This is a genomic window from Streptomyces sp. BBFR2, assembly GCF_044497305.1.
Taxonomy (GTDB): domain Bacteria; phylum Actinomycetota; class Actinomycetes; order Streptomycetales; family Streptomycetaceae; genus Streptomyces.
On record NZ_CP172415.1, the window covers coordinates 2,312,629 to 2,331,365 of the forward strand.

General features: G+C 70.2%; 16 protein-coding genes. 7 read left to right on the forward strand and 9 right to left on the reverse strand.

Features of this window, described 5'->3' with window-relative positions; all coding sequences use genetic code 11:
- Nucleotides 1-2: 2 nt before the first annotated feature.
- Nucleotides 3-1,331 carry an alanine racemase gene (locus ACGH2B_RS08640; RefSeq protein ID WP_399086583.1) on the forward strand — a complete coding sequence of 443 codons (1,329 nt, stop codon included), beginning with the start codon at nt 3-5 and terminating at the stop codon, nt 1,329-1,331.
- 170 nt (nt 1,332-1,501) lie between these two features.
- On the forward strand, nt 1,502-3,124 hold the full coding sequence (locus tag ACGH2B_RS08645) for an amidohydrolase family protein (RefSeq protein ID WP_399086586.1): 1,623 nt from the start codon (nt 1,502-1,504) through the stop codon (nt 3,122-3,124).
- Here ACGH2B_RS08645 and ACGH2B_RS08650 read toward each other — a convergent pair.
- Both ACGH2B_RS08650 and ACGH2B_RS08655 read right to left on the reverse strand, forming a co-directional pair.
- Nucleotides 3,099-3,209 carry a DUF397 domain-containing protein gene (locus ACGH2B_RS08650; protein WP_399096817.1) on the reverse strand — a complete coding sequence of 37 codons (111 nt, stop codon included), beginning with the start codon at nt 3,207-3,209 and terminating at the stop codon, nt 3,099-3,101. The genes ACGH2B_RS08645 and ACGH2B_RS08650 overlap by 26 nt on opposite strands.
- An 85-nt stretch (nt 3,210-3,294) precedes the next feature.
- Nucleotides 3,295-4,149: a helix-turn-helix domain-containing protein gene (locus tag ACGH2B_RS08655; protein WP_399086589.1), complete on the reverse strand. Its 855-nt coding sequence runs from the start codon at nt 4,147-4,149 to the stop codon at nt 3,295-3,297.
- A gap of 110 nt (nt 4,150-4,259) precedes the next feature.
- On the opposite strand from ACGH2B_RS08655, the gene ACGH2B_RS08660 reads away from it, so the two are divergent.
- Nucleotides 4,260-4,496 carry a hypothetical protein gene (locus ACGH2B_RS08660; RefSeq protein ID WP_399086592.1) on the forward strand — a complete coding sequence of 79 codons (237 nt, stop codon included), beginning with the start codon at nt 4,260-4,262 and terminating at the stop codon, nt 4,494-4,496.
- A 172-nt stretch (nt 4,497-4,668) separates the two neighbouring features.
- On the opposite strand, the gene ACGH2B_RS08665 is transcribed toward ACGH2B_RS08660, so the two are convergent.
- Nucleotides 4,669-7,431 (reverse strand): P-loop NTPase fold protein, encoded by a 2,763-nt coding sequence (locus ACGH2B_RS08665; RefSeq protein ID WP_399086595.1) that lies wholly within the window; start codon nt 7,429-7,431, stop codon nt 4,669-4,671.
- Between the two features lie 285 nt (nt 7,432-7,716).
- Here ACGH2B_RS08665 and ACGH2B_RS08670 point away from each other — a divergent pair, with 285 nt between their 5' ends.
- Nucleotides 7,717-8,925 carry a pyridoxal phosphate-dependent aminotransferase gene (locus tag ACGH2B_RS08670; RefSeq protein ID WP_399086598.1) on the forward strand — a complete coding sequence of 403 codons (1,209 nt, stop codon included), beginning with the start codon at nt 7,717-7,719 and terminating at the stop codon, nt 8,923-8,925.
- A 575-nt stretch (nt 8,926-9,500) separates the two neighbouring features.
- On the opposite strand, the gene ACGH2B_RS08675 is transcribed toward ACGH2B_RS08670, so the two are convergent.
- The 5 genes from ACGH2B_RS08675 to ACGH2B_RS08695 form a co-directional block, all read right to left on the reverse strand.
- Nucleotides 9,501-10,223: a type I-E CRISPR-associated protein Cas6/Cse3/CasE gene (locus ACGH2B_RS08675; protein ID WP_399086601.1), complete on the reverse strand. Its 723-nt coding sequence runs from the start codon at nt 10,221-10,223 to the stop codon at nt 9,501-9,503.
- Nucleotides 10,220-11,089 (reverse strand): type I-E CRISPR-associated protein Cas5/CasD, encoded by an 870-nt coding sequence (gene cas5e, locus ACGH2B_RS08680; RefSeq protein ID WP_399086604.1) that lies wholly within the window; start codon nt 11,087-11,089, stop codon nt 10,220-10,222. The genes ACGH2B_RS08675 and cas5e overlap by 4 nt, the downstream gene beginning before the upstream one ends.
- Nucleotides 11,086-12,408 carry a type I-E CRISPR-associated protein Cas7/Cse4/CasC gene (locus ACGH2B_RS08685; protein WP_399086607.1) on the reverse strand — a complete coding sequence of 441 codons (1,323 nt, stop codon included), beginning with the start codon at nt 12,406-12,408 and terminating at the stop codon, nt 11,086-11,088. Before ACGH2B_RS08685 ends, cas5e begins: the two co-directional genes overlap by 4 nt.
- Before the next feature lie 152 nt (nt 12,409-12,560).
- On the reverse strand, nt 12,561-13,112 hold the full coding sequence (casB, locus tag ACGH2B_RS08690) for a type I-E CRISPR-associated protein Cse2/CasB (RefSeq protein WP_399086610.1): 552 nt from the start codon (nt 13,110-13,112) through the stop codon (nt 12,561-12,563).
- Nucleotides 13,109-14,671, reverse strand: a complete 1,563-nt coding sequence (locus ACGH2B_RS08695) for a type I-E CRISPR-associated protein Cse1/CasA (RefSeq protein ID WP_399096820.1) — start codon at nt 14,669-14,671, stop codon at nt 13,109-13,111. The genes casB and ACGH2B_RS08695 overlap by 4 nt, the downstream gene beginning before the upstream one ends.
- 538 nt (nt 14,672-15,209) lie before the next feature.
- Between ACGH2B_RS08695 and ACGH2B_RS08700 the strand changes: the two genes are divergently transcribed.
- The 3 genes from ACGH2B_RS08700 to ACGH2B_RS08710 are packed head-to-tail and all read left to right on the forward strand — an operon-like array spanning nt 15,210 to nt 18,148.
- Nucleotides 15,210-15,899 (forward strand): hypothetical protein, encoded by a 690-nt coding sequence (locus ACGH2B_RS08700; RefSeq protein WP_399086613.1) that lies wholly within the window; start codon nt 15,210-15,212, stop codon nt 15,897-15,899.
- A gap of 41 nt (nt 15,900-15,940) precedes the next feature.
- Nucleotides 15,941-17,605 carry an alpha/beta hydrolase gene (locus ACGH2B_RS08705; RefSeq protein ID WP_399086616.1) on the forward strand — a complete coding sequence of 555 codons (1,665 nt, stop codon included), beginning with the start codon at nt 15,941-15,943 and terminating at the stop codon, nt 17,603-17,605.
- An 18-nt stretch (nt 17,606-17,623) separates the two neighbouring features.
- A complete protein-coding gene (locus ACGH2B_RS08710; RefSeq protein WP_399086619.1) occupies nt 17,624-18,148 on the forward strand; it encodes a hypothetical protein in 525 nt (174 codons plus the stop codon).
- A gap of 400 nt (nt 18,149-18,548) precedes the next feature.
- On the opposite strand, the gene ACGH2B_RS08715 is transcribed toward ACGH2B_RS08710, so the two are convergent.
- The gene (locus tag ACGH2B_RS08715; protein ID WP_399086622.1) at nt 18,549-18,725 is read right to left on the reverse strand and encodes a hypothetical protein; all 177 of its coding nucleotides are present in this window, start codon (nt 18,723-18,725) and stop codon (nt 18,549-18,551) included.
- Nucleotides 18,726-18,737 lie beyond the last annotated feature (12 nt).

Here is an 18,737-nt window from a genome sequence, read left to right on the forward strand (position 1 = left end):
CCATGGCCGACGACCGGCTCACCGACCGGCCCGCCGCGGACCCGCACACCCCCGCCCCCGCGGCGGCCACCCGGGCGCTCGCCGACGAGCGCGTCGATCACCGCTTCAAGGCGCTCCCCCCGGACGCCGAGGGCCGCACCGTCGGTGAGCTGGCCGCCGAACGCCGCAACCTCTTCGACGGCGGTTTCACCACCCCGGTCCTCGCGCTCTCCGCCGAGTCCGTGGAGCACAACCTCGCGCTGCTGGAGACGTACGCGGAGCGCCACGGTCTGGCGTTCGCGCCGCACGGCAAGACGTCCATGGCGCCGCAGCTCTTCGACCGGCAGCTCGAACACGGCGCGTGGGGCATCACCGCCGCCGTCCCGCACCAGGCCCGTGTCTACCGCGCCCACGGCATCGCCCGGATCTTCCTCGCCAACGAGCTGGTGGACCCGGCGGCCCTGCGCTGGCTCGCCGCCGAGCTGGACGCCGACCCGGAGTTCCGCTTCGTCTGCTACGTCGATTCGGTGCGCGGTGTCGCGCTGATGGACGAGGCGCTGCGCGCCGCCGGTGCCCGCCGCCGGGTGGACGTCGTCGTGGAGCTGGGCGCGGGCGAGGGGGCCCGCACCGGCGCCCGGACCGACGGCGAGTGCCGCCGGGTGGCCGACGCCGTCGCCGCGACCGGCACGCTGCGGCTGGTCGGTGTCGCCGGTTACGAGGGTGAGGTCCCGGACGCCGACCACGGCCGCGTCACCGCCTGGCTGCGCCGCCTCACCGCGCTGGCCCGCGCGTTCGACGCCGAGGGCCGGTTCGCCGGGCTGGACGAGATCATCGTCAGCGCCGGCGGCAGCGCCTGGTTCGACGCGGTCGCCGAGGTCTTCGCGGAGATTCCCGAGCTGTCCGCCCCGGTGTTGAAGCTGCTGCGCTCGGGCGCGTACGTCTCGCACGACGACGGCCACTACCGCCACCTCACCCCGTTCAACCGCGTGCCCGAGGAGGGCGCGCTCCAGCCCGCGTTCCGCCTCTGGGCGCAGGTCGTCTCCCGGCCGACCGCGCACCAGGCGTTCGCCAACGCCGGGAAGCGGGACGCCGCCTACGACCTGGACCTGCCGCAGGCGCAGGTGATCCGTTCCGTCCGGGACGGCGCCGAGCGGCCCGCCACCGGCGTCACCGTCACGGGCCTGTCCGACCAGCACACCTGGCTGGCCACCGAGGACGCCGGTGCGCTGGAGGTCGGCGACTGGGTCGGGATGGGTCTGTCGCACCCCTGCACCTCGTTCGACAAGTGGCAGCTCATCCCCCTCGTCGAGGCGGACGGCACGGTCACCGACTTCATCCGCACCTTCTTCTGACCCGCGGCCCCGCCGCCCGGCGGCCCGCCCCCGGCCCCCGGTGGTACGCACCGATCCCCCGCGACGCGTACCACCGGGCCCCCTTCTCTCCCCCCCCCGACCGGCGCACCGACCCGGACACCGGCCGCACGCGGCGACCGCAAGGCCGACGTACCGAAAGGCAGCCCCTCATGGACACCGTGTTCCGCGACGTACGCGTCATCGACGGCTCGGGCGGCCCGTCCTACCGCGCCGATGTCGCCCTGGACGGCGGCCGGATCGCGGCCGTCCACCGCGAGGGCGACGCCGGTCCGCGCCCGTCCGCCCGCCGCACGGTGTCCGCCGACGGGCTCGCGCTCGCCCCCGGCTTCATCGACATGCACGCCCACAGCGACCTGGCGCTGCTGCGCGACCCGTCGCACGAGGCGAAGGCGGCGCAGGGCGTCACCCTCGAAGTCCTCGGTCAGGACGGCCTGTCGTACGCGCCGGTGGACGACCGCACGCTGGCCGAGGTCCGTGCGCAGATCACCGGGTGGAACGGCGACGGCGGCGACATCGACTTCTCCTGGCGCTCCGTCGGCGGCTATCTGGACCGCCTCGACCACGGTTTCGGCGGCGCCGGCATCGCCGTCAACGCCGCGTACCTCATCCCGCAGGGCACCGTCCGGATGCTCGCCCTGGGCTGGGACGACCGCCCCGCCACCGACGCCGAACTGACCCGGATGAAGCAGCTCGTCGCCGAGGGCCTTCAGCAGGGCGCCGTCGGCCTCTCCTCCGGCCTGACCTACACACCCGGCATGTACGCCTCGGACGCCGAACTGACCGAGCTGTGCCGCGTGGTGGCGGCGTACGACGGCTACTACTGCCCGCACCACCGCTCGTACGGCGCCGGTGCGCTCCAGGCGTACGAGGAGATGGTGGCGCTCACGCGCGAGGCGGGCTGCGCCCTGCATCTGGCGCACGCCACCATGAACTTCGGCGTGAACAAGGACCGCGCCCCGGAGCTGCTGGCCCTGCTCGACGCGGCGCTGGAGGGCGGCGCGGACATCTCCCTCGACACGTATCCGTACACGCCCGGCTGTACGACGCTGGTCGCGATGTTGCCGAGTTGGGCGAGCGAGGGCGGGCCGGAGGCGATCCTCGCCCGGCTGCGGGATACGGAGGTGGCCGCCCGCATCCGGCACACGATGGAGGTGGAGGGCGCCGACGGCTGCCACGGCGTCCCCATCGAGTGGGACACCATCGAGATCTCCGGGACGACCGATCCGGCGCTCGCGGCGTACGTGGGCCGGACCGTCGCCCGCAGCGCCGCCGAGCGGGGCGAGGAGCCGTGGACGGTCGCCCGCCGCCTGCTGATCGAGGACCGCCTCGGCCCGACGATCCTCCAGCACGTCGGCCATGAGGAGAACGTCCGCCGGATCATGCGCCACCGCGTCCACACCGGCGGCTCCGACGGCATCCTCCAGGGCGCCAAACCGCACCCGCGCGCCTACGGCACCTTCCCGCAGTACCTCGGCCGGTACGTCCGTGAGCTGGGCGTTCTCTCCCTGGAGGAGTGCGTCGCCCACCTCACCTCCCGCCCCGCCGCCCGCCTGCGGCTCCCCGACCGGGGCCTGATCCGCGAGGGCTACCGCGCCGACCTCGTCCTCTTCGACCCGGACACCGTCGCCGCGGGCTCCACCTTCGCCGCCCCCCGCACCCTGCCCACCGGCATCCCGCACGTCCTCATCGACGGCCGCTTCGTCATCGAGAACGGCCGCCGGACGGACACCCTCGCGGGCCGGGCGATCAGGCGCGCAGCGCGTCGGTCCTGACCGCCGTGACGAAGCGGCCCCAGGCGCCCGCGCCGAAGATCAACGTGGCGCGGGCGCGGTCCTTGGTGTCACGGACGGGGATGATGCCGGGGAGGTCGTCTCCGACCTCTGTTCAGCCGCCGCCGTCGCCGTTGGTGTAGGTGCTCATACGCCGCACGGCATCGGTCAAATCAATTCCGTTGCTTGCCGTTCCGGAAGTCCTCTGCCGTTGCCTGGATCATCTCCAGGGACGCCGCCGGTGGCAGCGCGGCGGCCCTCACCAGGTCATATGCCTTGAGGTACTGGTCCACGATCTCCGGATCATCGATAGTGTCACCGCTGTACGCGGACTCGATATAGATCAAAGGCGGCTCGTCCCGGAACCGCATCGTCTTGACCGAGCCCATCATCAGCGGGTGTGGCGCGCTATTACACGGAAGGATCTGTGTAACGACCCGACGACGCCGACCCAACTCCGCGATGTGATTCAACTGTTCCGCCATCTCACCCAGCGGCAGCAGGGGATGGTTCAGTACGGACTCGTGCAGAATCATCCAGTACGCCGGAACCTTGTGATCCGCTTCGAAGAGCTGCGCCCTGTCCAACCGCGCGGAGACTTTCTCCTCCACTTCCTCTTCGGTCGAGAGCGGATTCACCCCCAACACCAACGCCCGTGCATACGAGGCTGTTTGCAGCAGCCCCGGAACGAGGCCGGGATACCACTCCTCCATACCCGTGGCCTTCCCTTCCGCCTCCAATGCCCGCTCGAAGTAATGGGCATGGCCGCCCCTGCGCGACCTCCGGACGTCGTCGCATCGCCGCGTGAAGAATCCGTCCGTGCCGAGTACACGATCCACGTGCAGGGCCAATTTCCGCGGCATCCGCCGGTATCCGCGCTCGATCTCGCTCAGATAACTCACCGAGAAGTAGCAGTCCTTCACCACATCTTTGAGGGTCAGGCCCGCCTGCTCCCGCTTGTAGCGCAGCTCCGCGCCGTAGAAAGCGAGGACACTCTCCGAACCATCAATTTCGTTGCTCACCGGCATAGTTCACCGCTCCACAGATTCCGCACCGAAAGGGAAGGGGCTTCCACGCTACGCCGATCAGCGCCACTCTGTGCATGGCCCGTCACAGAACGCACAGAAAACCGACGCCCATGCCGCACGCCTACCACTGCCCCCGCCACGACGACATCGACGACTGCCTCACGGAACTCCGCACCGCGCTCGCCGCGCACGGCATCACCCTCCCCTCGCTCGGCATCGATCTGCCGTCGTACGCCGGGAGTTACACCGCCCCGCTCGTCGCCCTCGGCAACTGCAACACCGCCACCGCCCGGCGCCTCTCCACCGTCCTCCACCAGGCCGTTTCCGGGACGGGTACGGAACGGTGACCGCCGAGCGGAACGGGGAACGCGCCCCGAAGCCACCACCGCCCGGCCCCGAGGACACCCGCCGGGCGGAGCTGGCCGAGGACGTCCGGCGGCTCAACCGCTGGTCGTCCGGCGGGGGCGGGCGCCGCTGCAGCGCGCGCCCCGTACGCCTCGGTGCGCGGGGGCGCGCCCGTCACTCCGCGTGAGCATCGCCCTCGGCGGCGCGGCGGCGCGCCGCCTGCGTCTCATCGATCCAGTCGAGCAGCGTCCCGGCCCGGTCGGTCACGCCGAGCGCACCGACCTCGGCCGCCCGCCGCTGCCGCTCGGGGGTGACCTGTCCGACGAAGAAGCCGATCGGGCCGTCGTACAGCCCCTCGTCCCGCAGGCGGCGGGCGAGGGCGAAACCCGCGTCCGGGTCGCCGTCCCGGGTGGCGTCGGAGAGGAGCAGATCCACCCGGCGGGCGGCGACCCGCGCCAGCACCTCCGCGTCGGTGGTCACCACCTGGAGGTCGGCGCCCCGGCGGCGCAGCTCGGTCATCCCGGGCAGCGCGTCGGGCTCGTCGTCCACCCACAGGACCGCGAGGTCCAACTCGGGAACCTCGGGCGGCGGCGGGCCCGTCAGCGGGAAGGGCGGGCCGGTACTGGGCTGAGGAAGGGGGAAATTCCTGGTCAGGGCCGGATCCGGAGCCGGGAGAGGGAAGTCGCCCGCCGGGCCGTCCCCGGGGCGGTTCGCCGCGCGCCACCTCTGGTACAGCTCCTCGTCGTATCCGGCGGGCGGCTGGTCCGGTTGCCCCTGCCGGCCCATGGTGCGGCGCCGGTCCTCCAGAACCTCCAGCACCAACTCCCGCAGCCTCGCCTCCTGATTGGTGAGACCGGCGCCCAACGACGCGGCCCGGTCCTCCCGTTCAGGGCTCTGCCGGATCGTGTAGAAGATCACCGGCCCGCTGTACAGCCCCTCCGCCTGGAAGCGCTCGACCATCGTGAACCCGGCGGTGTGATCGCGGCGGCGGCTGATGTCGGAGATCAGCAGATCGGGCTTACGTGACCGCAGTTCGGCGACCGCCTCCCGGCTCGACTCCGCGTGCCGCACCCGCACCCCTCCCAGGTTCCGCAGCACCGTCGTCACCTCGGCCTTGCGGTCGGGCTGATCGTCCACCCACAGCACATCGAGCGGCGGCCAGGGACGCCCGGCTTCGCCGTACGCCCCGGGCCTGGCCCCGAACCGCTGCCCCCGCCCGTCCGACGCCCCCTGCCCCTGCGGCACGGCACCCGGGCCGGCGCTCCCGTAGGGGCCGTCGTCCCGGTACGCCGCCGCCCCGGGGTACGAGGCCGATCCCGGCCGGAACGGCTCCGGCCGCTGCGCCACCCGGAACTCCGGCGGCAGCTCCGGATACGCCGCCCCCTGTTCCGGGACGGCGTCCGGGCGCCCGCCCTCCGGCGCCGTCACCGGCCAGGCCAGCGGCGATCCGTCGGCGTCGAGCCCGTCCCGCATCCCGGCCAGCACCTCCCGCAGCGGCTCCCAGGCGGCCGACATCCGGGCCGGGCCGTCCCCGGAGAGCACCGGGCCCTCCCGCAGCCGCAGCAGCAGCGCGGCCGCGTCGTCCAGCCCGGTCAGCTCGTCGATCAGCGAGGTGAACCCGGCGTTGAGCACCAACTCAGGGAATTCGCGCGGGAGTTGATGCTCCAGCGCGGCAAGCGTCTCCGGCCCGAGCGTGTCCGGCCCGTCCGGCAGCACCAGGTCGTACCGGGCGACGAACTCCGCCGCCTGCGCCGCCTCCTCCTCGGGCACCGACCCGCGCGGCGTCAGCAGCGTCCGCCGCACCTCCCGGTACGTACGGAACTCCGCGACCACGTCGCCGTCCACCGTCCCCGACGGGCCGGTCATCATCCGGTAGAAGTCCGGATAGAAGTACTGGAGCAGCAGCGTGCGCAGCACCGCGTCCGGCCCGAAGTCGCGCCAGACCGGGTTCAGCGTCGCTTCCAGCACGAAGCCGTTGACCAGGCGTTTGATCCGTCGCGGATTGCGTGCGCTGCGCTGCGCCAGCAGCTTGACCAGCGCGTCGTCCAGCAGCGGCGCGACACCCGCGGTCCGCGCGCACCAGCGGATGTACTCCTCGACGCCCCGGCCGTCCGGCGCCGGGATCCGGAAACTCGTCTGGAAGATCTTCTCCATGAACGCCGACCCGGCGGGCGACAGATCCCGCAGCAGCCCGTTCGGCCCCATCGCGGACCGGTCGCAGCCCACGACGAACGCCAGCCCCGGCACGTCGAGGTAGACCTTCACCGCCTCGCAGACCGCGAGCACCGTCTCCTCCGAGCAGCGGTCCAGGTCATCGATGAACACGACCAGCATCCGCCGCAGCTCGCCGGGGCGCTGCGCCCACTCCCCCACCAGCTCCCCGATGGCCGTCCGCATCTCGTTCCGCGCCTGCGAATTGACCGACAGGCTCTTCCACAACTCGTCCACCAGCCCGGCGACACCCAGCGGCCCCGCCGCGACCGTCGTGACCGCCCGCACCGCCCGCCACAGCGCCCGCTGCTCCGTCGCCCGCTGGAGTCCGCGCCGCAGCACCCGCCGGTCGAACCGCATCAGGACCGACTTGATCAGCCCCTCCAGCGCGTCCGCGCCGGTCGACGTCCACGCGTTGTACCAGACGGTGTGCACCTCGGGCTGCGCCGTCAGCTCCGCGTCCACCAGCCGCATCAGACTGCTCTTGCCCATCCCCCATCCGGCGTCCACCGCCAGCGTGAACGGCGTCGCCGGACGCGAGGCGACCAGCAGCCCCGCCAGCCGCCGCGCCGCCGCCTGCGCCCCGAGCAGATCCCCGCCCGCCTCCATCACCGGCTCATCGCTGAGCAGGGAGAACGGGGTGGCCCCGCTCCCCGGGAGATCGCCCCCGCTCCCCGGACGACCGCCCCCGCCGTCGCCGCTGCCGCCGTTCCGCCCCGCCGCCATTCCCGCCCCCGTACCGCTGTGCCGTACCGCTGTGCCGTACCGCTGCCACGTCCGCCCCGCGCGCCCGTACCCGTCCACCGCGCTCCGCGCACCCGGCCGGGCGCCCCGCCGCCGGAGCCCGGAGCGTACCGCCGGACCGGCCCGCCCGCCGCCACCCGACGAAATCCGCAGGTCAGCGACGGCCGGACGGAGCCCGCCGCCCCGCCCGGCCCCTTCTTCCCCACTGGCCCGAACGTGGGCAAGAACACCGGGCGGCCGCCCCCGGGCGCCCGTAAAGTGGCGGACATGCAGGTCATCCAGTCAACGAAGCTCGCCAACGTCTGCTACGAAATCCGCGGCCCGGTGCTGGAGGAGGCGATGCGGCTGGAAGCGGCAGGCCACCGCATCCTCAAACTCAACACCGGCAACCCCGCCGCGTTCGGCTTCGAATGCCCGCCGGAGATCCTGGAGGACATCCTCCGCTCCGTCGGCACCGCCCACGGCTACGGCGACGCCAAGGGCCTGCTCTCCGCCCGCCGCGCGGTCATGCAGCACTACCAGACCAAGGGCATCGAGGTCTCCGTCGACGACATCTACCTCGGCAACGGCGTCTCCGAGCTGATCCAGATGTCCATGCAGGCGCTCCTCGACGACGGCGACGAGGTCCTCGTCCCCGCACCGGACTACCCGCTGTGGACCGCCTCGGTCTCCCTCTCCGGCGGCACCGCCGTCCACTACCGCTGCGACGAGCAGGCCGACTGGATGCCCGACCTCGCGGACATCGAATCCAAGATCACCGACCGCACCAAGGCGATCGTCGTGATCAACCCGAACAACCCCACCGGCGCGGTCTACGACGAAACGCTCCTCAACGGCATCGCCGAGATCGCCCGCCGCCACCACCTGATCGTCTGCGCCGACGAGATCTACGACAAGATCCTCTACGACGGCGTCACCCACACCCCCTTCGCCGCCCTCGCCCCCGACCTGCTGACGCTCACCTTCAACGGCCTCTCGAAGGCGTACCGCGTCGCCGGCTACCGCAGCGGCTGGCTCGCCGTCTGCGGCCCCAAGGCCCACGCCACCTCGTACATCGAGGGCCTGACGATCCTCGCCAACATGCGCCTCTGCGCCAACATGCCCGCCCAGCACGCCGTGGCCACCGCCCTCGGCGGCCGCCAGTCCATCAACGACCTGGTCCTCCCCGGCGGCCGCCTCCTCGAACAACGCGACACGGCCTACGACCTGCTGACCCAGATCCCCGGCGTCACCTGCGTCAAGCCCAAGGGCGCGCTGTACGCCTTCCCCCGCCTGGACCCCAAGGTCTACAAGATCACCGACGACCGCGAACTGGTCCTGGACCTCCTCCGCGCGGAGAAGATCATGATCGTGCATGGGACCGGGTTCAATCACCCGACGCCGGATCACTTCCGGCTGGTGACACTGCCCAACAAGGACGATCTGACGGAGGCGGTCACGCGGATCGGGGCGTTTTTGGAGGGGTACGGGAAGTAGGCGTCGGAGGCGGGCTAGGCGGAGAGAAGTCGCAGGTCGGGGAGGGTGGGGCCCGCGGGTGCGGGAATGGCCCCTTCACCGTTTGCTTCGGCGGAGGGTGGCAGGCGCGGGGCCCGCGTGTGCGGGCATGGTCCCGAGTGCTGGTGGCTGACCTCGTCGGCCGAGGGTGTCCCCGCGTACGCGGGAATGCCCCCTACCAGATCCGCGTCGATCAGGAGAGCTTCGAGCACACCCGCGATCGCGGGGATGCCCCCCACTGCAACGCGTTCGTCATCGTCGACGAGGCATGCGCCCCGCGAGACGGGGAGGGGCCGAGCAGGTCGCCGGGCCGGAGTGGAGACACCGTACGCCCCGCGACGCGGGGGTGGACCCGCCTCGCCACCGGTCTCCGGCTCGGCCCGCAGGTAGGCCCCGCGACGCGGGGATGCCCCGTGAGTGCCGTATTCGTTCACGGTCTTCACGAGACGCCCCGCGGCCGCGGGGATGCCCCCGACATCGCGGCCCTTCGCGGTTCACGGTTGGTCCGCGCCCCGCACCCGCGGGGGCCCCGGCGAGGCACGGCGGGCCACCGCTCTCTACCGCACCACCACCAACCCGCACCCGTACGCCCGCCCGTGCCCGATCCCCCTGGTCAGGACGGACACGAACGTCTCCGGGTCCGTCACCGTCAGCTTGCCGCGAATTTCGGCGCGGGTGAGGCGGAGGCCCTTGTGGGGGGCGGGGCTGGAGATGCGGGGGAGCATGCGGATGGCGAGGGTGTCGGGGTCGGTGTCGGCGCCGATGCGGGTGAGGCCGTCGGGGGCGACGGGCGGTTCGCCGACGGGCTGGAGGCGGCGGGCGAACCACTTCCGCACATGGTCGGGGCGCGTGTGGGCGACCCGTACGCCCCGGGTCTTCGGCGGTGCGCCGGGCGGCGGCGGCTTGCTGTAGACGGGGTTGACGACCGTCCGGAAGCCGACCGTCTCGCCCGCGCCGAACGTCCGGTCCAGCGTCAGCGTCTCCGGCTCGGCGGCCAGCGCCTGCCGGGGGATGCGGCTCCAGTCGCCGGGGACCTGCGACTGCACGACGAGGGCGAGCCGTGCCTCGCGGAGGTTCAGCGTCCAGGTCGAGAGGATGCCCATCTGGGCGCGGGGATCGCGGCTGCCGTCGTCGACCCAGCCGGGGAATCCGCTCATGACCGTACGGTGCATGTCCTGCGCGTCGATCAAGGACTTGGCGGCGTACGGGTGCCTGGCGTCGAGCGTCAGCAGGGTCTGGGTGGCGACGAACCGGGCCGCCGCGGGGCGGGGCGCGTTCACGGGATGATGTTCCAATCGCGGGCGAGCGGGTGGATGTCGACGCGGGTACGGGTCTCCCAGCGCGGGGCGTGCCGCGCGCCGTCGGCGTGGAAGTGCACCGGCTGGTCGGCGACGGGCGCGGCGCCCGGCAGCGGGGTCCGGCTCTCGGTCCAGGCCCACGGCCGGTCGTCCCGCAGCCGCGCGGGCGCCTCGGTGGGCGACGGCAGCAGCGCCACCGACGCGAAGACCTCGGCGAGGGTGCCGGGCACGACGTCCAGCGTGATCTGGCCGGACGGCGGGCAGGACTTCCGGCCCAGCCACAGCAGCCGCGCGGGGTGCTCCAGCGCGTGCCCGATCCGCTCCAGCCACGTACGGTCCGGGCCCTGAAGGCCCACCAGGAACGCGGCGTCGGCGAGGTACCAGCGTTCGGTGATCATCGCGTTCCGGCGGAGTTCGGCCGAGACGAGCGCCCCGGACCGCGGATCGGCGGCGATGCGCTTGGGCGCGCCGTACCAGCCCTCGATCTCATGGTGTCCGAACGCGTCACCGGTGCCGGCGTCCGTCGTGGGCGCCGCGGCGGCCGCACGGCGGTGGTCGGTGACGAGGTCGCGGGGGCGCAGCGGATACCGCCCGGCGCCGACCGTGTGGTAGTCGCGGACCGGCTTGCCCGGATGGTCGGCGCGGACGCCGAACAGCAGCGGCGCGAGGCCGGACAGCGGGTCCGGCTCGCCCGGCGGTGCCTCGCGCGGCAGGCCCAGCGCGGCGGCGCACATCCCTATGACGCCCGACTTCGTGGGCCGGGAGTGGGTGTCGCGCCGCCAGAACCGGCTGGCCACGCCCCACGACTGCAACGGCGCCGCGAGCCGCAGGAGCAGCACATGACTCACGGCGTCAGCTCCCCGATCGACGCGACGGAATCCACGCCCGCGGCCGTCAGCACGGCGTCGATCCGCGGGTCGTACGTGAGGAAACGGGCCGTTTCCAGATCCCGGCGGCGCGCGCTGACGAAGGCGTGGTGGTCGAGGAGCCGCCGGACCGCCGCCGGACCCGCCGGGCCCTCGCCGCCAGGGCTCTCGTCGATGGGGAACTGGAAGGCGGCGGCGTAGTTGTAGGGCCGGTCCCCCTCGAAGGCGAGGACGAGTGCGGGCAGCGACCCCGTCGACGCCGTGGAATTCTTCTTCGCCTCCGGAAAAGCCTCCACGAACGCGTTGACGAACTCCTTCTCCGCCGCCCCGGCCGCCTCCTCCGCCTCTTCCCGCGCCATTCCCGCGGCCCGGAGATTGTTCCGCAACTGGACGCGGTCGAGAACGGCGTGCCGGTAAAAGGTCCCGGAAATCAGCGACTGGTAACCGGTCATTCCGGCCCCGGCGTCATCGGCGGAATCGAGAAATGCCAGAGCATCGCGCTTCCGTTCGAGCTTGGCATCATCAGCCGCGGCGTAGAAGTCATCCATCTGCTCCGCCTCGTGAACGGTGAAGGCGTGCCCGCTCTGCACCGCGCCGTCCACGTTCGGAGAGTCGGCGATCTCGGCGAGGAACCGCCCATAGAGAGCGATATCGATGGCGTCGCGCGGCGCGATGGCGAGAAGAACGGCATCACGGTGCTTCTTGGGCAGCGCGGGAAGGGCGGATTCGGCGCCCCCGGACGCCTCCTCCGGCTCCGGTTCCGCCTTCCGCCCTCCCTTACGCGCCGCCTTCTTCGCCAACTCCCCCTGGGCACGCAGATACCCGTCCCGCCACTGCCGTACGTCATCGGCGTGCGCGTGCACATGGGCGGCGATCCGGTCGCCGGCGTCGTCCGGCGCGAAGAGCAGCACCTTCGTCAGGTTCGCGACCGTCTTCTTCGCCGGATCACCGAACTTCAAGCCGGTCGCCTCGATCACCGCGCGGGTCGTGGCGACGGCCTCGTCCCGCTCCCAACCGTGCGCGCTCTGAAGCGCCTTCGCGGCGATGAGCGCCCACTCCCGGGTCCGCAGTCCGGTACTCCGCCCCTCCAGCGCACCGATTCCCGCATTGGCCCGCTTCCGCGCATGCACCCGCTCGGCCCGCCGCCGCGCCTGACTGCTGATCATGTGCCGCTCCACCCCGCCGTACACGAAGCTCTTCGGCGACCCGTTCTCGTCCCGCACAGGCAACACCGCGACCAGCGTCTCCAGCAGATGCAGCGAGAGAAACTGGCGGCTGCCGCTTCGGGGTTCCTCGGTCACGTACTCGCGTCCTTCCATGTCGTCCTCACGTCGTCCATCCGGGGGCGCCCGTTCCGCGCCAGGTCACGGGCCCGCGCCGGGCCACGGCCCCACGAGGGTCACGCCCCCGCGCACGCGCACACCCACCGCGCCACGCCCGCCCCGTCCCCCCGCTACGTGCCCGCCCCGCTCCGGGCACCGGGCCCGCTCCGCCGCCGCCCCTGCGGCTCGTGGAAGTCCACCGACCACCCGTAGGCGACCCGCGCCCGGCGGTCGTACCAGCGCGTCAGATCATCGGTCAGCCGCGTCCAGGAAGGCGGCGCCTGCTCACAGGAGCGCAACCGGGTCACCGCGTGCTGAAGGTGCCGCCACGGAATACGCCGACTCGCCACCACCCGCGCCAACAGCCGCTGCGCACCGGGGTTGTCGGGCCCGCGCCCCACCCCGTCCCCGATCCGGCGCGCCGCCGCCCCGAGACTCCCCGAACCGTACGAGGGAACGGAACGCCCCTGGTGATAGACCCCGAAGAGAAACGCGACCTTCTCGAAGACCTCACGCTGCCCCTCCGGCGCGAACCACCCGGCCCGGATATGGGCATCGGTCGGCCGGGTCCGCCGCAGGTCGGCGAGTTGGCCGTATTCGCGGTTGTGCACGAGCGCCATGAGCCAGGCGGTGAGCTGCGCGGCACCCGGCTGCTCGGATACGTGCTCGGTCCATTCCGTCATGCGTTCACCTCTCCTCGGAGCTCGGGTGGGGCCTTCGGGGAGGCCATGTCGGCATGGAACCGCATCTCGGCCCGGGCACGGGCACGCAGTCCCTGTTCATTGCGCTGCAGAGAATCGAGACGATTCCTGAGGAAGTCCTCCGCCATGGGCCGGAGTTCGCCCGCGTAATCCAACAGGGAGAGCGGTACGGGGTCCCCGCAGGAGGTCGCTTCGAGCAGTTGCAGGAAGGGCTCCTCCGCCGCCGGCCAGAATTCCCGCCGGGCGTCGAAACGGGCTTGCTGCGCGGGGCGGTCGGCAGGCTTGGGATTCGGGTAGATGACCTTCCAGCACACATATGCCGCCCGCTCCAGCGCCCGCGCCACGTATTCGGCGATGGCCGATCCCCGTCGGGACGCCACACACAGCTCCTCCCCCATGCTGGGGGCGTACGGGAAAGCTCCGTCCGTCCATCTGGTCGCGAGGGTTTTGTTGGCGATGAGCCCCACAGCCCACAGCACACAGGGCGGGCCGCCCCCCGTCGGCGGGAAGGTGAGATGCCGGAGCCGCCCGAACAGCCCCGATTCCTCCTTCGCCGCGGCGCTGTAGAGCGCGTGGGCGTCACGCCAGAGAGCCCTGGAGGGCGAGGGCCACAACGGCTTGCGATGACCGTTGAGCTGCTTGAGGAGAACGGCGTCCTCAAGGTCACGTTCGGGGTCGAGAGCGAGGAGTTCGCCGGCGCCGACGAGCACCCGGTCGACGGTGACCTCACCGTTCTCCGCCACCGGCCCCGGGCGCAGCAGCACGGAGCGCCCCAAATAGCTGTGCAGATCCGCCGGGCCGGACGTCGCCCGCCCCGGCGGCCGCGTGTCGAACTTCCGGCGTTCGACACCGGCGCTCGTCCAGGTCCGGTTGAACCGTCCGGCCCGCCCCCCGGCCGGAGGGTAGAGGTTCATCCGCAAGGTGTCGCCGACCGTACGGCCCTGGACCACGACACGGATCCGCCCCTGGAGCCGCCCGGCGGACAGGTTGGTCAGCTTCGGCCCCAGTTCCTTGCCGGAGAGCCTTGCTCTTCCGGCGAGCCCGTAGACGTGCTGGGTCAGCAACGCCCGGAACGCCTCAGCCGCAGGCAACGGCTCAAAGCGCTCAAGGTGGTGGTGATCGAAGAACTGGCTGTAGTCACCGACGCGCTCCATGACCAACTGCGCCGGCCCTGCGCCGTGTTCATCCATCAAAGAGGCCAACAGACTGTTCTGGCCCAGTGGCCTTTCCGGGTGGAAGAGGTCCCACTCGTCGTCCGGGCACCCGGCGAGCCACTCCGCCGCCTTCCCGAGACCACGCTCCTCGGCGACCGAGGCCCGCCACTCTTCAACAGAGGCTGGAAACACCCCGGCCGCGAAGCAGATCGCCAACAAGTACTCGGTGACAGCCACGGTCTCGCCCGGGGTAGAACAGAAGACCGCGCTCAACTCTTCGGCCCGGGAGAGGACATCGAGGAGAGAAAGCTCCTCCCTCTCGCCCCGCAGAGTGATAACAGTTACGCAGGGCTGACGCCTCGGGTCCCACGTGGGGCGCCCCTCCACGAAACAACACTTGTCAGTCAATCCGGTTTACCGCTCTCACTGGAGACCCACACGGAGTAGTCCCCGCGACGCTAGCAGCGAACCGGATTTCCGCGGGACACATCGCCAAACCTCCCCTGCCAAGGGGGAATGAGAGCAGCCACCCCCGCCCACGCGGGGAATTCTCACGTGCCACCACGAGCGCCCATGACGGGCCATTCCCGCCATTGCAGGATCCGCCGACCATACAACCCATGGTCTCAGGGCCGTGCAGGCACGCTCCCTCGAGGCGCCACGCGGCCTTCGTCGGCGCTCCGGCATCACTCACCGAAACCTGCGCCCCGACGAGGTCGGAATCCGGCTGATCAATGGCCGAAACCGTTACCCCAGGAGCCGCAGCTCCACTTCACGCCGCGATACCGCCCGTCACCGTCATGGTGAACCACCGCCTTACCCACTCCGGGCACCGCACATGGCCGGATGGGATACACACAGCCACTCGGCGTCAACACGATGTTGATACCGTCCAAGGAAAAGCAGAACTCAGGGGGCAAGAGAGTTGTCGAAGATATCCGTCGATCCGGGAGAATTGCGCGCTGCCGCTCATGCGGAGGACTCCATCTCGGAAGACATGAAAGAGAAGAACAACAAGGCGATCAGCACCGCCAAGGACGCGGGGGCGTCCCTGAAGGGCTGGTCACTGTCTCAGGCTCTGCTGACCTTGGCCAACACCTGGGAACCTGCTCTCGACGGCATGCGCCGACGCGCCACGGCAGGCGCCGCCAACCTCAGGACCTGTGCTGATGGGCACGAGTGGAACGATGCCACGGTGTCCAAGGACTTCGAGGCCACGGACGCCCGGGCCGAATCGGCACCGCAGACCATGACCGCATTCGGCGGGCCGGGAGGCGTCGGTTCGGAAGGGCGGCACGCCACCCCGGGGGCCGAGTCGCTACGCGCCGGCCTTCAGCCGGATTCCGCCATCGGTGGCCCCGGAGCAGTCGGTTCCGAAGGGCGGTCGGCGATGCCCGGAGCCGCATCGCTACGCGACGGCCTCTCCGACCCCCTTGATCCCGGTACCCCCGGCACAGTGGGATCCGAAGGGACGTCACCGGTGACAAACCCCGCATTCACAGGCCGCGAGGACGCGCCGTATACCGGACCCGACCCCCGCGCGGAATGGACCATCGACGAGATGCAGAATGCGAGGCCTACGCAGGAACCGGCCGGCGATTCCCCTTTCGGGTGAGAAGCAATCGGTAACGTCAACCACGGGGGAGGACCAGAAATTTGACCAGCGACTACCTGCGTCTCCTGAAGCAGGATTTCTCAAGCTGCGATGAGGCGACGACCGCCTGGCATCGGCTTTCCATGCATATGGACGAGTCCGACGACCGACACCGGACAAAGGTCACCGGACCACTCCACGCCAACTGGTCCGGGGAAGACGCCAGCAGCGCACTTTTCTACCTGGAAGACCTGGAAAGCCGGTTCGGGATCGTCCGCACGGAAGCAATGGCGATATCCGAGACCATCAGGAACGCAACATCCAGGATGCTAGCCGCGCAGATTCGTTTGCGTAGCATCGTCAAAGACCTGGAGAGTGACGGCCTGCAGGTGGATGACGAGGGGACCGTCCGACCACCCTTGGGACCGGCATACCCGAGCGGGGGCGAAAACGGCGCGACCGACTCGTCCAGCGCACTGTTCATTTACCAGCTTGACATCAAGAATTGTGTGCAACAGGCGCAGGAGGCAAGTGACGAAGCCGCCAAGGCGCTGGGTCGCCTCAGCGGTGACATCCTGTCGGGCGACATCTCCGATCGGGCGGGAGAGGCGCGCGAGGATGTCAAGCAGGTCTCCAAGGACCTGCACACCGACATCGGAAAGCCTCACCCACCGAATGATCCCAAAGCTGCTGCGGAATGGTGGAAGCTCCTTCCGGAGGACACCCGGGAATCCTATGCCGCTCTGCACCCTGAGATCGTCGGCCGAACCGACGGCCTGCCTTCCACCGTCCGTGACGATGCCAACCGTCTCGCTCTGGAGCAGGAGCTGAGCGCGATGGATAACTACCAGTACCACAACAAGTACTCCGAAGATGACTACAACAAGCGGTTCAGTAATCTGCAGATGCTGCAGAAGGAACTGGATAAGCGCGACGGAGTCACCGGGGAAAAGCAGCTCTACGTCCTCGGGTTCGACTCCGAGGGCGACGGAAAAGCAATTATCGCCATGGGGAATCCCGATACCGCAGACAATGTCGGAGTGAGCGTCCCCGGGACGTCCACAAGCATGGAGTCCACGGGCGGGCAGTTGAGCCGGATCGATCGCCTGCAGAATGCCGCGAAAATCGCCGACGGAAATTCCAGCACGTCCATGGTCTACTGGCTCGGTTATGACGCTCCCGAAATCCCTGTGTCCCAGGCGGGAAACCTTGATGTCGCCGGGACAGAACGCGCCGAGGACGCCGCGCCCGCTCTGCGGAACTTCACCCATGGGCTACGGGCTTCGCACGAGGACGGACCGGCGAACCTCAGCGTCATCGGGCACAGCTATGGCTCAACGGTGGTCGGAGCGGCGGCATCGGAGGGCGGCGGTCTGGACGCGGACAACATTGCCGTGGTCGGCAGCCCTGGAATGACCGTCAAAGGTGCCTCGGACCTGAATATCGATCCCGACCATGTGTATATCGGACGCGCCGAGGACGACGGAATCAAGGCAGCAGCCGGCGCCACCCTCGGGCCCGATCCGATGCAGGAGAGTTTCGGGGGACACCGGTTCAAGGTGGACACTCACACACACAGTGGGTACTGGGACGAGACCGACCACGGCCCGAGCCAAAGCCTCCTCAACCAGGGAAAAATCATCGCAGGGGTCGCACCCACCCCTGCCCCGAAGCAACCGGTGGACAACCCCGATGTCCCCGATGTGCCGATGGGGCCGCACCCGTAGCCGAGGAAAGACCCCTGTATGAAGCACTTCCGATCTCTCGCGCTGATAGCTCTGACCATCCTGCTCACGGGAGCCTGTATGTCCCAGCCTGATGAAAATCCCAACGCGCCGCTGCCACGCAAAAGCCGCGCGGACACCTTGGAATGGGCCAAGCGGTACACCTCGACCATGGCGCGATACGCGCAGGTGGACATCGCCGATGATCCCGCGCCCCAGACGCACTTCGAGGATTGTGTCGGCAAAGGCGACGAGGTGGCGGACGACGGAAGGTTCACCCTCACCTATGCCGCCTACGCCCGTATACCCGCCCATGAGCACATCGCAGCAGTCAGGAAGCTACGCGGTGCGCTGAAGAAGCACGGAGTGGACGTATCTGATTACACGGAGGATCCGAGTCGGCCCACGGTCACCCTGTACGCCAAGAATCGCGCGGAGCGCTTCCTCATCACCGCCGACAACACCATTAAACCGGCGAACACGCTTCTCCTGTCGGTCAGCACCAGTTGTTTCCTGCCCCCTGGCGCCAAGCAGCAGCATTTTTAGAAGCGACCCGCACGCGACGCCCTGAGGGCGTCGCGTGCCGGGCGTGACCGTCCCTATGAGACCGAAGCCACCCACTCTGCAAGGTAGTTGCCCACGTGAGTGCCGAGGGACGAGACCACGGCACTGATCAGCACAAAGCTCAGCGCGTACTTCCACGACGCCAAGCCTTGACCTGCGCCGAGCCCATTTTCCTCCTGGCGCTCTTCCTTCCGGCATCCCTTCACAGGAATTCCCCTCACGTAGCTCCTCGCGCACTGAGCTCGGCGAGCCCGGTGCTGACAACTGTGTGCGAGAACCCGGTCGCCCGGCTGCGGCGCGCTCACCGAACACGGGAGGTTGCGCCGCACGAGTTAGCTATCGGTGCTCCTACGAGAAGCAAGCATGAATTGGCATGGGGAATTCACCCCCGCCCCTTCCCCACCATGATCCGCAAGGTTGCCCGGGCGTCGCGGCGGCGGTCCGGGGCCGGGGCGAGGACGGAGGTGAGGGCGACGGCGGCGAGGGCTGCGGTGTAGGTGGCCGTTCCGGCGGCGGCCAGGGTCGTGGCGTCGTGGAGGAGGGTGGAAAGGACGGACATGGTGAAGCCTTT

What these genes read in the sequence shown, in the direction of transcription:
- ACGH2B_RS08660 (WP_399086592.1), top strand. Translation starts at nt 4,260, where the DNA reads ATGCCGCACGCCTACCACTGCCCCCGCCACGACGACATCGACGACTGC.
- ACGH2B_RS08715 (WP_399086622.1), bottom strand. Translation starts at nt 18,725, where the DNA reads ATGTCCGTCCTTTCCACCCTCCTCCACGACGCCACGACCCTGGCCGCC.
- ACGH2B_RS08655 (WP_399086589.1), bottom strand. Translation starts at nt 4,149, where the DNA reads ATGCCGGTGAGCAACGAAATTGATGGTTCGGAGAGTGTCCTCGCTTTC.
- casB (WP_399086610.1), bottom strand. Translation starts at nt 13,112, where the DNA reads ATGACGGAATGGACCGAGCACGTATCCGAGCAGCCGGGTGCCGCGCAG.
- ACGH2B_RS08710 (WP_399086619.1), top strand. Translation starts at nt 17,624, where the DNA reads ATGAAGCACTTCCGATCTCTCGCGCTGATAGCTCTGACCATCCTGCTC.
- ACGH2B_RS08640 (WP_399086583.1), top strand. Translation starts at nt 3, where the DNA reads ATGGCCGACGACCGGCTCACCGACCGGCCCGCCGCGGACCCGCACACC.
- ACGH2B_RS08665 (WP_399086595.1), bottom strand. Translation starts at nt 7,431, where the DNA reads ATGGCGGCGGGGCGGAACGGCGGCAGCGGCGACGGCGGGGGCGGTCGT.
- ACGH2B_RS08670 (WP_399086598.1), top strand. Translation starts at nt 7,717, where the DNA reads ATGCAGGTCATCCAGTCAACGAAGCTCGCCAACGTCTGCTACGAAATC.
- ACGH2B_RS08645 (WP_399086586.1), top strand. Translation starts at nt 1,502, where the DNA reads ATGGACACCGTGTTCCGCGACGTACGCGTCATCGACGGCTCGGGCGGC.